This window comes from Paraburkholderia sp. BL6669N2 (assembly GCF_003387275.1).
Lineage (GTDB): Bacteria > Pseudomonadota > Gammaproteobacteria > Burkholderiales > Burkholderiaceae > Paraburkholderia.
Map to the genome: position 1 here is coordinate 3,713,431 of NZ_QUNA01000001.1, position 16,274 is coordinate 3,729,704.

The window sequence follows — 16,274 nt, forward strand, 5'->3', positions numbered from 1 at the left end:
GCTCTGCCTCCCCGAGCGATGTCCCGCTTAAGCGCCACCCATCCAAGCACGGCGCTCGCGCAGAACAACACGTTCAAAACTTATCCCACCCGTCATCCGTACCGGTCGCGCCCGCAGCCGTCGCCAACGCGGAACCCAACGCCGCGCCCGGCGCGACACCCGACGCGGCGCCCGCCAACCCCGTCGCCCGCACAACCCGCCGCCCAGACACAACCCCCCGCTCCTCCCGCACCGTCCCCTTCCGCAAAGGCACCGCGGCGACAAGCCCCCCCGCACCACCACCATTCAAAATCTGAAAGAACGCCACAGCCTCATTCAACTGCTGCCCCTGGTCTTCCATCGACCGCGAAGCCGCCGCCGCTTCTTCCACCAAAGCGGCATTCTGCTGCGTGACATTGTCCATCTGCGTGATCGCGAGATTGACCTGCTCGATGCCGCGGCTTTGCTCACTCGATGCCGCCGCGATCTCCGACATGATGTCCGTCACCCGCGCCACCGCCTGGGTGACTTCGGCCATCGTCTTGCCCGCTTCACCGGCAAGCGCCGACCCGTCGCGGATCTTCTCCACCGAGGTGGCAATCAGATCCTTGATTTCCTTGGCCGCGCTCGATGAGCGCTGCGCCAGGCTTCTGACTTCGCTCGCCACCACCGCGAAACCGCGACCTTGCTCACCAGCGCGCGCAGCCTCGACGGCCGCGTTGAGGGCGAGAATGTTCGTCTGGAACGCAATACCTTCGATGATGCCCGTGATGTCCGCGATTTTGGTTGAGCTATCGCTGATGTCGTGCATGGTGTTCACCACCTGGCCGACCACCTCGCTGCCTTTCTGCGCGACCGACGAAGCGTTCGTGGCGAGCATGCTGCCTTGCTGCGCGTTGTCCGCGTTCTGCTTAACCGTCGAGGTGAGTTCCTCCATGCTCGACGCCGTCTCCTGCAGCGAGGCCGCTTGCTGCTCGGTGCGCTGGCTCAAATCCATATTGCCCGCGGCGATCTCGCGCGCGGCGCCGGCGATGCTCGTGCTGCTGTCGCGCACGCGTCCGACGACCGCCGTCAGCCGTTCGTTCATCTCGCGCAACGCACCGAGCAGCTTGCTGGTTTCATCGCTGCCGTCGACCACGATGCGCGTACGCAGATCGCCTTCCGACACAGTGCGCGCGACATCGATCGCCTGGCGCAGCGGTCTGGTCACCGCGCGCGTAATCAGCACGCATGCGCCGATCGCGAGCGCCACCGCGATCAGGCTGATCGCGATCAGCAGATTGCGCTGGTTCTCATAGTGTGCCGCGTATTCGCTGATCATCTGTTCCTGACGCGTATGCGTGTAGTCGGCATACGCGTCGGTCGCGCGAATCAGCGCGGCGAGCAACGGTCGGCATTGATCGTCCATCTTGACGATCGCCTCGTCGCGCTTGTTGGTCAGCGCGAGGTTGACGATGTCGGTGGCGACCGGTCCATACAAAGCCTCCACCCGATTGATCTCGGCGACGAGACTGCGCGCTTTCTCCGACGTGTCGGTAGCGGTCGCGATCATGTCGTTGAGTTTCTTCAAATCGGTTTGCACGTCTTCGTGCGCGCGCAGCACATCGGCTTTCTCTATTTCGAGGTCCTGCGGCTTGGTCACGAGCACGAGATTACGCGCGGCGATTGCCCGGCGGTCGACTGCGGTTCGCACCTGCACCGCCATGTCCGCGCGTGCATTGATACCGCGCACGAAGCTGGAAAAACCATCGGTTGAGTCGCTGAGCGCTTTCAGGGAAAGCCCGGAAACCGCGACGACGATAAGAGACAGCATGCCGAACCCGGCAATGAGTTTTGCTTTGATGGTGAGGTGCTTTAGTGTCAAAATTTTTTTCTCCAATAACGAAACGTAGATGCGTTCGCAATGGACTCTCAGGTCCGGGCATGGGAGCGTCTGTGTGACCGCCGCACATCGCGGGGCCTCGCGCGGTCTATCCCTTCGATGTCTTGCGTCGATGCAGCAGCCAAAGCGCATCGACGCAAGCCACAAAATGGGTATCCCATTTACCGGATATCGGTTCGCACACTCGAGTACTGAAGGCAGATCGGGTATATCTCTACAAGGCTTGCACGCGATGACCGACAAAATTGGAATTTCTCGGCAACCGAATATATTCGAGCGCGTGATGAAAGCATTGCATCGAGCAAGAGGATGGAGCAATCGCTTGAGAAAGGTCGGCGTTCCCGTTGGTCTCGCCATGCTGAAGGTCGCCCGCCACGGCGCCGATCAAGCCGAGCTCGAGACCACCGACATCCGCGCGTTGAGCCGCTCAGCATCCCGGCCCGCGTTCGATCTGCATACTGGCTGAGCACGCGCGAGCGGTGCCGAACTCGCCCGACCCGGCAAAAAACTCGTCTTTTCGATGGTTTGGCGCGGCGCATCGTCTGGTACGCTACCGCTTCACGGTACGCGCCAGTGAGGACGCGGCCCTCTTCTTCACGCGCTTAGGCGAGCGCATGTTCGAACGAAAAGCCCATGGTGACGCGCCGACCGAACTTCGTGATTGCGATCAGTATCGTGCTGGCCAGTGCGATTCTTGCGATCGCCGTGTGGGTGCTGGCACAGATGCGCGACGATGCATTGCGGCGCGCCCAGGATTCGGTCTTCAACGTGTCGCTGCTGGTCGAGCGCGACGTGTCGCGCAATCTGGAGATTTACGACCTCTCGCTGCGCGCGGTGATCGACGGTCTGAAACACCCCGGCGTGCTGGAGCTGGATCCGGCCATCCGCCAGATGGTGTTGTTCGACGGATCGGCGAGCGCCAAAGACATGGGCTCGATCCTCGTGACCGACGAAGCCGGCAACATCAAGTTTGACTCGCAGGCCACGCCGCCACGCCTCGTCAACCTCGCCGACCGTGATTACTTCAAGGTGCAGCGGGACTCGCCCAACGTCGGTCTGTACATCAGCCACCCGTTCATGCCGAAGGTCAGCGGCAAGGAAATCAGCATCGCGCTGAGCCGGCGCATCACGCGGCCGGACGGCAGTTTTGGCGGCGTGGTGGTCGGCACCATGCGTCTCACCTATTTCCGCAGGCTGTTCGCCGGCATGAATCTCGGCGCCGGAGGTTCGATGGCGCTGATGCTGAACGACGGCACGATGCTGATGCGGCGTCCGTTCGATCCGAAAATCATCGGTATCAATCTGACCGGCACCGCCAACTACTCGCGCTTCACCCAGCAGCCGAGCGGGGATTTCTTCGGCACGGCGGCGATTGACGGTGTCGAGCGCTGGTACGCGTTCCGCCATATCGACATGTATCCGCTGATCCTCGACGTTGCGCTGTCCACGCGCGATATCTACGTGGAATGGCGGCACCGCGCGTGGATCATCGGCTCGCTGATCGCCGCGCTCGATGTCACGATCATCGCGCTGGCGCTTCTGTTCTCGCATCAGTTGCGCTATCGCCGAGCGGCCGAAGAAGAATTGCGCGTGCTGGCGCGCACCGACGGGCTGACCGGCCTGAACAATCGCCGCAGCTTCGAGGAACACGCGGAAGATGAGTGGCGCCGCGCGCAGCGCAACGCGTGGCCACTGTCGATGCTGCTGATCGACGTCGACAGTTTCAAAGGCTTTAACGACCTGTACGGCCATTCCGCGGGCGACGACGCGCTCACGGCGGTGGCCCGTTGTATCACGCAGAGCGTGCGGCGTCCGGGCGACACGGCGGCGCGCTACGGCGGTGAAGAGTTCGCCGTGCTGCTGCCGGACACTGACGAAACTGGCGCAACTTTCATCGCCGAGAAGATTCGTGCAGCGGTTCAGGCGCTTCAGCTTCGCCACGTGGCGAGTTCGCACCATGTCCTGACCGTGAGCATCGGCATCGCCACCGCGCGAGGCGAGGTGTTCGCAACGAGCCGCGCGCTCCTGAACGCCGCCGACGACGCGCTGTACGAAGCCAAAGATGCGGGCCGCAATCGCGTGCTGAGTTCTCGCACCGTGACGCACACTTCGCCCATCGGCGGCGGCGCGGTGACGCCCCGCACCGAAGCGCGCAACTCCGTCTAGAGCAAGCCGCGTAAATTTACCCGGGTAATATCTTGCATTTGAATTTAACCCGGATATAATTCGACAAATTCTTCATTTGGAGTTTGTCATGACCGCCCATCCGACCACCTGCACCGCGTTCGAAGGCCATCGCCGTATCGCCTCCGGCGCCTTGCCCGACGTGGCGCTTGCCGTGAGGGAAGTACTGGCGCGCGGCGAACAGGCGCCGGTTCTCGTCTTCGACGACGTGACCAGCCGGCCGGTCGAATTCGATCTGCGCGGCACACCCGACGAGATCGTCGCGCGGTTAGCGAGCCAGGATGACGGCGCCCAAACCGCTCACGCCATCGACGACGCAGCAGAGGACACGCCACGCGGCCGTGGCCGACCCAAGCTCGGTGTGGTGGCGAGGGAAATCACGTTGTTGCCGCGCCATTGGGACTGGCTCAACGGACAGTCTGGCGGTGCGTCGGTCGCGTTGCGCAAACTGGTCGACGCGGCGCGCGTGGCCGGCGAGAACAAGGACCGTCAGCGCGCGGCGCAGGAAGCCGTGTATCGCTTCATGACCGCGCTGGCCGGCAATCTGCCGCGCTATGAAGATGCGACCCGCGCGCTGTACGCCGACGACCGCCCGCGTTTCGACGAGATCGTCGCGGCATGGCCGCAGGACGTACGCGACTACACTTTGCGACTCGCCAACAACGCGTTCGCGACGCGCGCATAAAGGCACGCAGATCGCAGCGTCTTTGCAAGCGACGCGCGCACCGAATCGCATAGACAAAAAAAAGCCGCTCACGCGGGGAAGCGTGAGCGGAAAGTCGGAGAGTTACAACAACATCGCATGCGCCTACTCATGGGGGTCGGCGCAGCAAAACAAGTCTAAGAGCTTGCTCTTATCCGATACATCAGACGAATCCCAAACTTGCCGCTGACCGGCCGGGCACATAGCGCCTCGCGCCCCGGTCGCGTGCGCTAAGCATTGCTTACAACATCCTGTCCCGGTTATTCCTGACATTTCGCGCATCAAGTCTCTGTGGTACCCGCCGTAATTGAGGTGGGAGCGTCGCTACGTATCCGGCAGATCGCGAAACGTTCGCGACAGCGTGGCGGCTCGAGCGTCCGCCGTGATTCGTGAAGGATGGTGAAATGAAGTGGTTCGACCGCATGCCTGTGTTCAGGAAACTGCTGCTGGCGTTTGCCGTGGTGATTGGTTTTTGCGTCGTGATCGGCGCGATGTCGCTGAGTACGCTCTCGTCGATGCACGGCATTACCGACGCCATCTGCGATAAGCACATGAACGGCCTGTACTGGATGGAAGAGGCGAACCGCCACAAGATCGATTCCGATCTGGCCGCCGCGAATCTCGGCTACGCCGCCGACGACGCCGGCCGTCAAAAGTTGAAGGACAGCATTGTCGGCTCGCTCAAGGAGATGCACACCGCCTACGACCAGTATCGCGCGACGATCGAGACGGGCAAGGGCCAGGAAATGTTCGACGACGTGCTGCGCAAGTCGGCGGTGTGGGAAGGTATCGTGCATCAGCAGATCGGCCTCGAACCGATTCCGGCGGGCGTCGACAACAACGAACTCGTGCGTCGTGCGATTGCGTCGAGTGAGGCGCTGCGCGATCGCATCACGGCGCTGATCGACTATCGCCGCCAGCAAGCCAACGACGCGCAAGCGGAAGCGTCCACCGGCTATCAGCACATGCGCATCGTCATGAGCGCGCTGGTGCTGGGCGCGATCGTCGCGGGCATGCTGCTCGCCATGGTGATCGCGCGTCGTCTCGCGGGGCAACTCGGCGGCGAACCGGATTACGCGATGCAGATCGCCAACCGCATCGCGGACGGTGACCTGAGCGTGCGCGTCGAAACACGCGCCGGCGACGCTCACAGCTTGCTGTTCGCGTTGCGCAACATGCGCGAACGGCTGGCCGGCATCGTGTCGGGCATCAGCGAGTCGAGCGAATCGATCCTGATGGCGTCGGGCGAAATCGCGCAGGGCAATACCGATCTGTCGCAACGCACTGAAGAACAGGCCGCGGCGCTGCAGGAAACCGCGTCGAGCATGCAGGAGCTGACGTCGACGGTGAAGATGAACGCCGAGAACGCGCAGCAGGCCGGCGGCGTGGCGCACGGCGCGTCGGAAGTCGCGGCGCGCGGCAGCCATCTCGTCGGCGATGTGGTCGAAACGATGCGCGAGTTGGCGGCCGGTTCGAAGCGCATGACGGACATCATCGCGGTGATCGAAGGGATCGCGTTCCAGACCAACATTCTCGCGCTGAACGCGGCGGTGGAAGCAGCACGTGCCGGCGAACAAGGCCGCGGCTTTGCGGTCGTGGCGGGCGAAGTACGCTCGCTCGCGCAGCGCAGCGCGGTGTCGGCGAAGGAGATCAAGGAGTTGATCGAAAGCTCGACGGCTCGCGTGGGCAGCGGCGCAGAACTCGCCGAGCGGGCTGGGCAGACCATGGCCGAAGTCACGCACGCGGTGCAACGCGTGACCGACATCATGGGCGAGATTTCGTCGGCCTCGCAGGAGCAAAGCACTGGCATCGAAGAGGTCAACCGCGCGGTCGCGCAGATGGACGACGTGACCCAGCAGAACGCGGCATTGGTCGAACAGGCAGCGGCCGCGGCAGCGTCGATGGCGGATCAGGCGAGGCAGTTGCAGGCGGCCGTGACGGTGTTTTCGCTGGAAGCGCGGCACGACTGAGGGCGCGGGTGCTCGCGCGGGTGTTCATGAAGGGCGCAACGGATTGCGCCCGCTTCCACGCGATGCCTCGCCGCGCATTTCCCCGAGCTTGCCAGGCCCAATGGCACTCCGTACACTCGCGCCTAATTCCTGGGCGGCGCTTTGTTCCGGCGCCGCGCCACCATACATAGCGCCGAACAGAGGAGAACCCCCGCCATGGCCGATTCCTATTTCCCCCGCTGGCGTCCCCAGTCTGCGGCTGCCGAGGGCCGCATCGTCGCTACCGACGAGCGGCTCGCGTGGCCGCAGATGTTTGCGATGGGCGTGCAACACGTCGTCGCGATGTTCGGCTCGACGGTGCTCGCGCCGTTGCTGATGGGCTTCGATCCGAACCTGTGCATCTTCATGTCGGGCATCGGCACACTGTTGTTCTTCGTGCTGGTGGGCGGCCGCGTGCCGAGCTACCTCGGGTCGAGCTTCGCGTTCATCGGTCTCGTGATCGCGGTCACGGGTTATGGTGGGCATGGCCCGAACCCGAACATTCCGGTCGCACTGGGCGGCATCATCGCGTGCGGCGTGGTGTACGCGATGATTGGCCTGATCGTTTCGGCGGTCGGCACCAAATGGATCGAGACGCTGATGCCGCCGGTGGTGACGGGCGCGATCGTCTGCGTGATCGGTTTGAATCTGGCGCCGATCGCGGTGCGCGGCGTAAGCGGCAGCAACTTCGATTCGTGGATGGCGCTCGTCACCGTGCTGTGCGTCGGCGCGGTCGCGGTGTTCGCGCGCGGCATGTTGCAGCGTCTGCTGATTCTGGTCGGCCTGCTGATGGCGTACGTCATTTACGCGATCGTGACGAACGGTCTTGGCATGGGTAAGCCGGTCGATTTCGCCATCGTCGCGAACGCCGCGTGGTTCGGCATGCCGCACTTCACGGCGCCGGCGTTCAACGTGCAGGCAATGACCTTGCTCGCGCCAATCGCGGTGATCCTGGTGGCGGAGAACCTCGGGCATATCAAGGCAGTGAGCGCGATGACGGGCCAGAATCTGGACCGCTACGTCGGCCGGGCGTTTCTCGGCGACGGACTCGCGACGATCGTCTCCGGCTTCGCTGGCGGCACGGGCGTCACGACGTATGCCGAGAACATCGGCGTGATGGCTGTCACCAAGATCTATTCGACGCTGGTCTTTGTGATTGCCGCGTTGATCGCGCTGGTGCTGGGTTTTTCACCGAAGTTCGGCGCGGTGATCCAGACCATTCCGGGACCGGTGCTGGGCGGCGTGTCGATTGTCGTGTTCGGGCTGATCGCCGTAACCGGCGCGCGCATCTGGGTCGTCAACAAGGTGGACTTCTCCGACAACCGCAATCTGATCGTGGCCGCGGTCACGCTCGTGCTCGGCGCCGGCGACTTCTCGTTGAAGCTCGGCGGCTTCGGTCTCGGTGGCATTGGCACCGCGACGTTCGGCGCGATCATTCTCTATGCGCTTCTGAGAAGGAAGCCGGCTCAAGGTCCGGTGGCGTGAGTTTTCGCGCACGCTGAAGCACTCGTTTCTACAGGTTCGTCGCGGCGCGGCTTTTTCTTTCGCACGTTGTCTTGATCGAAGAAAAGGCCGTTGCCGCCGCCGGAATCGCACCCACGTAGCGCAAGCTCCCGTTACTTTCTCCGCGCCGTCAGTGCGGTCTCCGACAAGTCCACCTCCCGCATCAGCTTGTTCAACGTCTCGTCGTTGATCTCCTGGCTGCTGTGCAGTTCCAGCAACGCTTTACGCTCGGCTCTCATGGCAGCGAGCTTCATCCTGAACTCCAGCGCGTCGGCACGGCGCGCCAGCTCGCGCGGTTCGCGTTCTTCATCGAGCGTGGCGAGGCGGCGCCGATAGAGGTCCATCACGCGCGCCGTGACGTCCGCCGCATACGCCGAGGCCGACTCATCGAGATTCGCACACTCTCTGTCGTGCACCTCGTCGACGGCGCGAATCGCGGCTTGCGCGGCTATGGTCCGGGCGAGCGCTTCTTCGGCGGCGTGCGGATCCTTGCCGCGGCGCCAGCCGCTCAGCAGCAGCGGCAACGCCACCACCGCCACGATCAGCGAGACCAGAATCACGCCGGATGCGATGAAGATCGCGAGATCGCGGCCCGGCAACGGGGCGCCACCCGGCAACACCTCCGGCAATGACAACACGCCCGCGAGCGTTACGGCTCCGCGCACGCCGGCTACCGTCGTCACCGCGGCAGTGCGTAGGCCCGGAACGGCGTTCGCCATGCCTTGTTTTGCGGCGCTGCGGCTCGCGAAATAGCGCAGCAGCCACACCCATACAAAGCGCATCGCGTAGAGCGCGCCCGCTACCGCGGCGATGTAGCCGATCAGCCGCCAGACCTGCGCGTCACTGGTCTCGTGGGCGTCGAGCAATGCCCGGCCGAGAATGTGCGGAAACTGCAGCCCCAGCAGAATGAACACCATGCCGTTGAACACGAACTCGATCATCGTCCACGTGCTGCTCGCGCGCACTCGCGATGACGCCGGCCCCGCAGTCACAATGGTCGTGTAGTTCATCATCATGCCGGCGGCGACCGCGGCCAGAATGCCGGACAACTCGAAACGCTCGGCCACCAGATAGGCGGCGAACGGAATCAGCAGAGTCATCACGACGCCGGGCGCCGGATCGCCTTCTTCGGTGAGATTCAGAAAGTGAGCCGACACGAAGCCGAACAGCCAGCTCACCGCCGCGCCGGTCGCGAGGCCGCCCACGGCGATGATCACGAAACTGATCGACGCGTCGCGCAACGAAAACACACCGGTCAGCGCCGCGGCAATCGCGAACTTCAACGCGACCAGTCCCGACGCGTCGTTCATCAACGCCTCGCCTTCGAGAATATGCATCAGCCGCCCCGGAATCTTGCCCTTGCCGACGATGCTGGATAACGCGACCGCATCGGTCGGCGACAACACGGCGGCCAGTGCGAACGCGACCGGCAGCGAGATCGACGGCACCAGCGCGTGCACAAAGTAGCCGACCACCAGCACCGTCATAAAGACGAGGCCGAGCGCGAGCATCAGGATCGAGCGGCGCGCCATGAAGAACTCACGCTTCGGAATGCGCCAGCCGTCCGCGAACAGCAGCGGCGGAATGAACAGCATCATGAAAATTTCCGGATCGAAGGTGACGTGCAGGCCAAGCCTCGGCCACGCGAGCAATGCGCCGATCGCGATCTGCACGAGCGGCAGTGGCAACGCGATCGGCAGGACGCGGGTGAGGGCGCCCGACGCGGCGACGGCGAGCAAAAGAATCAATACGGTAAAGACAATGTCCATCGGTCTATTTCTGGGGATATAACGGTGTGACTTCGGCGATGTTCGGCGAGTTTCGGCGGGTTTCGGCGATACGGGCCACGCGAAGCTGACTAAGCGTAAGGTCGCAGTTTAGCCCGACGACGCATTCCGCCTCCGTCAGGGCGACATGCCGCGCCGCCAGCGAGGTGCTGACATGTTTTCACGTCGCCGCGCACCTTAACGGTGCGCGCCACGCCCACGCGCGGCGCATGCTCCCTTACACGGGTCAATCTTTCAGATAATTTTCATCGGAACGTGCGTCAGCGTGCGCATGGAGCTTGCTTAAGGGATATCGATGACGCACATTTGAGAAACGGCGCCGAGGTTGTTCGCTTCCGCGTTCCGACCGGCCCGGCTCTCGCGTGAGAGGACTTGCATGACCATTGCGCAACAGGAAAGGACGGCCAGCGCGCCACACGGTTTCGGTGTCGAGATGACGTCGGGGCTCGAACGTTTTACGGTGCAGCATGGCGAACTCACGCTGAGTAGCGTGTTTCAGCCGATTTTCAGCCTCTCGCATATGCGGGCGGTCGGTTACGAAGGGCTGCTGCGTGCGCACGACGCGCTCGACCGCCCCGTGTCGCCGCTCGACGTATTCGGCGAGGCCGCGCGCCTCGGCGATGTGCTGCAGGTCGACAAGCTGGCTCAGACGCTGCATCTGGAGAATTTCAAGGTACTCGGCGCGGAGCGCGAGTGGTTGTTCCTGAACGTGCATCCCGGCGCGCTCACCGATCCCTATCTCGCCGCTGCCTTGCTGGCAACTTTGAAGCGCGTCGATCTGCCGCCGCGACGCATCGTGCTCGAAGTACTCGAGCATCGCGCCGAAGACCTGGAGCGTCTCGCCGACGCCGTGCGCCAGTTCCGCGAGCGCGGCTTCCTGATCGCACTCGACGATTTCGGCGCGGGCCACTCGAACGTCGAACGGATCTGGCAGTTGAATCCCGACATCGTCAAGCTCGACCGCATCATGCTGTCGCATGCCGCGCATCGCGCCGACATGGCGACGATCCTGCCTGGCCTCGTGGCGCTGCTGCACGAAGCGGGCAAGCTGGTACTCGTCGAAGGCGTGGAAACGGAGCATGAAGCGCAGATGGCGCTCGCCTGCAACGCGGACTTCGTGCAGGGCTTTTTCTTCGGCCGTCCGAACCCGGGGGCGGCCGACGCGTTGCACGCGACCACCTGCATCAGCGAACTCACCGAGCGTTATCGTGATCAGGCCGACGCGCGCGAGCGCCGCAATGCCAGCCGGCTCGCGCCGTACTTGCGGGCTTTCGAGCGGGCCGCGGAGCGGCTCGCGGCCGGCGAACCGCTGGAGGAAGTGTGCTGGAATTTTCTGGCGCTCGATCATGCCGCGCGCTGCTTTCTGCTCGATGCGAAGGGCAAGCAGGCGGGCCGCAACGTCGTGCTGCGGGCTGATCGCGCCGCGCATGAAACGCGCTTTCTGCCGCTTGCCGACGCGCAAGGCGCGAACTGGTTGCGTCGTCCGTATTTCCGCGATGCGATCAATGCGCCGGAGCGCGTGCATGTGACGCGGCCGTATCTGTCGATCAACGAGGCGTTGCCATGCGTAACGCTTTCGGTGGCGACGCGCGTCGGTGAGCAGACTTGCGTGTTGTGCGGCGATATCGATTGGGTGGACGAAGAGCGGTTCTGAGATCATGTCGTTTTCAACGATATTTAACGACACTCAGCCGCGCTTATGTCCGTCCTCCTTGAAGTCATTGCCACGACCGTTGCCGATGCGCGCCTTGCCGCGCAAGCCGGCGCTGACCGTCTCGAACTTGTCACCGCGATGGGCGAGGGCGGTTTAACGCCGAGCGTTGGACTGATCGAAGCGGTAGTCGCCGCAGTCGAGATACCGGTGAATGTGATCGTGCGGCCGCACAGCCGCTCGTTTGTCTACGACGCCGACGACTACGCAGTGATGCTGCGCGACGTGCGCGCGGTGAAAGCGGCAGGCGCGAATGGCATCGTGATCGGCATGCTGAACGCCGCCGGCGAGATTGACCGCGAAGGCCTTGCCCGTGCGATCGATGCGGCGGATGGACTGGCTATCACCTTCCATCGTGCATTCGACGAAGCGCGGGATTTGCGCCGTTCATTCGATGTGCTGCTTGGTTTCGACGCCGTGACGAACGTGTTGACTTCAGGAGGACAACCTTCGGTGCTGCACGCAGAAGACACGATACGCGAATTGGTGCGGCAAGCGGCCGGTTCGCACTGCACCGTCTTGGCCGGAGCCGGTTTGACGGTCGATTCGATTGCCGGTTTCGTGAGCAGGACACAAGTCGAAGCGGTGCATTTCGGCTCGGGCGTGCGCGTGAACAGCAACGGTCTCGCGCCGGTCGATCCAGACAAGATCGCAAAGGTCCGCTCACTGTTGACCAGCGCATGACTCAATAGCTGAAACAACAAAGCAAAGAAAAATGCCGCTTCGAGATCGCTCTCGAAGCGGCATTAATTTACTTGCCTCTACAAGGCCAAAAAAACTACTTCGACACGACCACCGGAATCCCGCGCAACTGCCCCGCGCCCTTTACCTCTCCCAGCGATTTCCGCACCGACTCGCCGGTCGCCGCTTCGATCTGCAAACGTGCGGCCAGATCGCGCTCGCCACGCTTCACACCCGCCAGATTCGCAAGCTTCACGTGACCATAACCGCGCACACGAGCGTGCAGGTCGGCCAGTTTCGCCACGTCATCCAGATTGCCGGCATCGAGCTTGGCGAGCGCGCGCTGCAACGTGGTTTCATAATCGCCCGCAAGTTCGCGTTCCATCTTGCGTTCCAGCGTGCGGCCGAACGGATCGAGCATCGTGCCGCGCAGGCTGCTGAATTTCGCCAGCGTGCCGAGCACCGGCCACATCCATTGGCCAAAGGTTTTTTTAGACGGATTCTTGCCCGGTTCAGGACGCGTGAGCGTCGGCGGCGCGAGATTGAACTTGATGCCGAAGTCCTTGCCGGCCACACCTTCGAATTGCGCTTCCAGTGCTTCACGGAATGCGGCATCCGTATGCAGACGCGCCACTTCGTATTCGTCCTTCACCGCGAGCAGACGATAGAACGTGGTCGCCACCGCGCGCGTCACGCGCTCGCTCTTCGCATCCACCGAGGTTTCGGCACGACGTGCCGCATCGACTAGCGCGCGATAACGCTTCACGTAGCTCGCGCCGCCGTATGTCTGCAGACGTCCTTCGCGATGCGCGATCAGTTCGTCGAGCGTATCCACGCGCACGCTCTGCTTGGCGAGATGCCGCGCTTGCCACAGCGCTTCGAGCGCGGCGGGATCTTCGGCGGCGAGGCGGCCGATCGAAAACGCCAGTTGATTCATCTGCACGGCGACGTTGTTCAATTCGATCGCGCGCATCATCGCGCCGAACGATACGGGCACCAGACCAAGTTGCCAGGCATAACCGAGCATCAGAATGTTCGCGCCGATCGTGTCGCCGAGAAAACGCGTGGCGAGCGCTTGTGCATCGCATGTCGACATGCGCTCCGGGCCGGCCGCGTGACGCATCTTGTCGAGCAATGCGTCGGCGTGCAGCGTCGCGTCCGGATTGGTCACGAACGTGGCGTTCGGAATTGCATGCGTGTTCACGACGATGCGCGTACGGCCATGACGCACCGTTTGCAGCGCATCGGCGCTGGCGCCGACCACCATATCGCAGGCGAGCAGCACGTCGGCCTGTTGCGTGTCGATACGCACCTGGTTGAGCCACTCGTCGCGCGCGGCGAAGCGCACGAACGACAGCACCGAGCCGCCCTTTTGCGCGAAGCCCATGAAGTCGAGCACCGATGCACTCTTGCCTTCCAGATGCGCCGCCATGCTGATCAATGCGCCGACCGTCACGACGCCCGTGCCGCCGACGCCCGTCACCAGAATGTCGTACGGCGCGGCGTCGAGGTGCGTCGCCGGAATCGGCAGTGCTTCGACGCGTGCCGCCAGTGCTTGCGGATCGAACGCGGCGCCCGCGGCTTTTTTCAGCTTGCCGCCTTCCACCGTGACGAAGCTCGGGCAGAAGCCGTTCACGCACGAGTAGTCTTTGTTGCACGACGATTGATCGATGCGGCGCTTGCGGCCCAAGGCCGTTTCAACCGGTTCCACCGACAGGCAATTCGACTGAACGCCGCAATCGCCGCAGCCTTCGCAAACCTCTTCATTGATGAAGAGACGCTTGTCCGGGTCGGGGAATTCGCCTTTTTTCCGGCGCCGGCGTTTTTCCGCCGCGCAGGTCTGGTCGTAGATCAGCACGGTCACGCCGTCGGTGTCGCGCAATTGGCGCTGCACGGTATCCATCTCACTGCGATGGTGAAACGTGGTGCCCTTCGGGAACTGGTCGTGATGGCCGTCATATTTCTCCGGCTCGTCGCTGACCACGACGAAGCGCGACACGCCTTCGGCTTCCACCTGACGCGCGATCTGCGGCACCGAGATGCTGCCGTCCACGGGCTGGCCACCCGTCATCGCGACGGCGTCGTTATAGAGAATCTTGTACGTGATCGTGGCCTTCGCGGCCACGGCCTGGCGGATCGCCAGAATGCCCGAGTGGAAGTAGGTGCCGTCGCCGAGATTCTGGAACACGTGGCGCGTTTTCGTGAACATCGAATGCGACGCCCAGTCCACCCCTTCGCCGCCCATCTGGATGAGGCCGGTCGTGTCGCGCTCCATCCACGAGGCCATGAAGTGACAGCCGATGCCCGCATGCGCGATCGATCCTTCCGGCACTTTGGTCGACGTGTTGTGCGGGCAGCCCGAGCAGAAGTACGGCGTGCGCTTCACGCTGTCCGCAGCATTCGAAAGAATTTGCGGCGCAACCAGATCGACCACGCGTTCGCGGCGATCGAGCGCGGGCTTGTGCTTCGCGAGCCAGTCGGCGAATACCGGCAGAATGCGCGACGGCCGCAATTCACCGAGCGACGACAGCAGCAGCGTGCCGTCTTCGGCGTTCTTGCCGACCACGATCGGCCGCGTGCCTTGCGTGCGGTTGTACAGATAGTCCTTGATCTGCTGTTCGATGACCGGGCCTTTCTCCTCGATCACCAGCACTTCGGACAAGCCGGAGACGAACGCGTCGATCCGCGTCATCTCCAGCGGAAACGACAGGCCGACCTTGTAGATCCGCACGCCGGCCGCTTCCAGATCGGCGACCGTCAGATCGAGGCGGCGCAGCGTTTCCATCAGGTCCAGATGCGCCTTGCCGCACGTCACGATCCCGACGTTCGCATGCGGACTCGGCGCGATCCATTTGTCGATGCTGTTCACGCGCGCGAAGTGGCGCACCGCGTCGAGCTTCGCGTGCATCCGCGATTCGATCGTCAGGCTCGGCAGATCGGGCCAGCGATTGTGCAGGCCGCCGGCGGGCGCCGCGAAATCCTGCGGTATGGTCCAGTCGGTGCGCAGCGCGTCGAGATCGACCGTCGAGCCTGATTCGACCGTTTCGGAGATTGCCTTGTAGCCCACCCACGCGCCCGAAAAGCGCGACAACTCCCAGCCATACAAGCCGAATTCGAGCATGTCGGCGATATTCGACGGATTCACCACCGGCATATGCCACGCCATCATCGCAAAGTCGCTTTGATGCGGCATCGATGAGGACACGCAGCCGTGGTCGTCGCCGGCCACCACCAGTACGCCGCCGTGCGGCGACGAGCCGTAGGCGTTGCCGTGCTTGAGCGCGTCGCCGGCGCGATCCACGCCCGGACCCTTGCCGTACCACATCGCGAACACGCCTTCGACGGTGCGCTCCGGATCCGATTCGACCCGCTGCGTGCCGAGCACGGCGGTGCCGCCGAGTTCTTCGTTGATGGCGGGCAAAAAGCGAATATCACTCGCCGCGAGCAGTTTGTTCGCTTTCCACAACTGCTGGTCGACCATGCCGAGCGGCGAGCCGCGATAGCCGCTGATGAAGCCCGCGGTATTCATGCCGCGCGCCTTGTCGGCGGCGCGCTGCATGAGCACAAGACGCACCAGCGCCTGCGTGCCGGTCAGGAAGATCCGGCCGCGCGTGGCGGTGAGGTTGTCGGAAAGCTTGTAATCGGCCAGTGCGGGCGTGCCGTCGATCGGCAGGCGAGCGGTCATGGGTGAGTCTCCGTTGTCGATCGGAGTTGGCGCTTTAGCGCTTACTCCGATCCCATGCAACATAGTTGCGGTTTGCATCCGCGCGCAGTGGTGGGGACCACGAAGGTGACGCAGCGAAAGAGACTCTATTTTTTAGCGCCAATGAGAGAGGATTTTTTCTACTTTGCCCGG

The 16,274-nt window shown here is 63.3% G+C and carries 10 protein-coding genes; 7 read left to right on the plus strand and 3 right to left on the minus strand.

The genetic code is table 11. The features are described 5' to 3' along the window. Positions 1–73: 73 nt before the first annotated feature. Positions 74–1,843 (minus strand): methyl-accepting chemotaxis protein, encoded by a 1,770-nt coding sequence (locus tag B0G80_RS16925; protein WP_116118718.1) that lies wholly within the window; start codon positions 1,841–1,843, stop codon positions 74–76. A 250-nt stretch (positions 1,844–2,093) separates the two neighbouring features. On the opposite strand from B0G80_RS16925, the gene B0G80_RS46850 reads away from it, so the two are divergent. The 5 genes from B0G80_RS46850 to B0G80_RS16950 all read left to right on the plus strand — a co-directional run bounded on the left by B0G80_RS46850 (position 2,094) and on the right by B0G80_RS16950 (position 8,221). Continuing rightward, positions 2,094–2,327: a hypothetical protein gene (locus B0G80_RS46850; RefSeq protein WP_258878896.1), complete on the plus strand. Its 234-nt coding sequence runs from the start codon at positions 2,094–2,096 to the stop codon at positions 2,325–2,327. Between the two features lie 167 nt (positions 2,328–2,494). Next, complete coding sequence (locus B0G80_RS16935) at positions 2,495–4,027, plus strand: sensor domain-containing diguanylate cyclase (protein ID WP_116118719.1); 1,533 nt, start codon at positions 2,495–2,497, stop codon at positions 4,025–4,027. An 88-nt stretch (positions 4,028–4,115) separates the two neighbouring features. After that, positions 4,116–4,730, plus strand: coding sequence for a DUF2239 family protein (locus tag B0G80_RS16940; RefSeq protein ID WP_116118720.1), 615 nt, complete (start codon positions 4,116–4,118; stop codon positions 4,728–4,730). Between the two features lie 422 nt (positions 4,731–5,152). Next, positions 5,153–6,718, plus strand: a complete 1,566-nt coding sequence (locus tag B0G80_RS16945) for a methyl-accepting chemotaxis protein (protein WP_116118721.1) — start codon at positions 5,153–5,155, stop codon at positions 6,716–6,718. 195 nt (positions 6,719–6,913) lie between these two features. Then, positions 6,914–8,221 carry a solute carrier family 23 protein gene (locus tag B0G80_RS16950; protein ID WP_116118722.1) on the plus strand — a complete coding sequence of 436 codons (1,308 nt, stop codon included), beginning with the start codon at positions 6,914–6,916 and terminating at the stop codon, positions 8,219–8,221. A gap of 131 nt (positions 8,222–8,352) precedes the next feature. On the opposite strand, the gene B0G80_RS16955 is transcribed toward B0G80_RS16950, so the two are convergent. Next, positions 8,353–10,008, minus strand: coding sequence for a Na+/H+ antiporter (locus tag B0G80_RS16955; RefSeq protein WP_116118723.1), 1,656 nt, complete (start codon positions 10,006–10,008; stop codon positions 8,353–8,355). 394 nt (positions 10,009–10,402) lie between these two features. Between B0G80_RS16955 and B0G80_RS16960 the strand changes: the two genes are divergently transcribed. Both B0G80_RS16960 and B0G80_RS16965 read left to right on the plus strand, forming a co-directional pair. Next, entirely contained in the window at positions 10,403–11,680 is a 1,278-nt protein-coding gene (locus B0G80_RS16960) for an EAL domain-containing protein (protein ID WP_106283871.1), read from the plus strand. Between the two features lie 45 nt (positions 11,681–11,725). Then, a complete protein-coding gene (locus B0G80_RS16965) occupies positions 11,726–12,421 on the plus strand; it encodes a copper homeostasis protein CutC (protein WP_116118724.1) in 696 nt (231 codons plus the stop codon). A 94-nt stretch (positions 12,422–12,515) separates the two neighbouring features. Here B0G80_RS16965 and B0G80_RS16970 read toward each other — a convergent pair whose 3' ends face one another. Further along, positions 12,516–16,103, minus strand: coding sequence for an indolepyruvate ferredoxin oxidoreductase family protein (locus B0G80_RS16970; protein WP_116118725.1), 3,588 nt, complete (start codon positions 16,101–16,103; stop codon positions 12,516–12,518). Positions 16,104–16,274 lie beyond the last annotated feature (171 nt).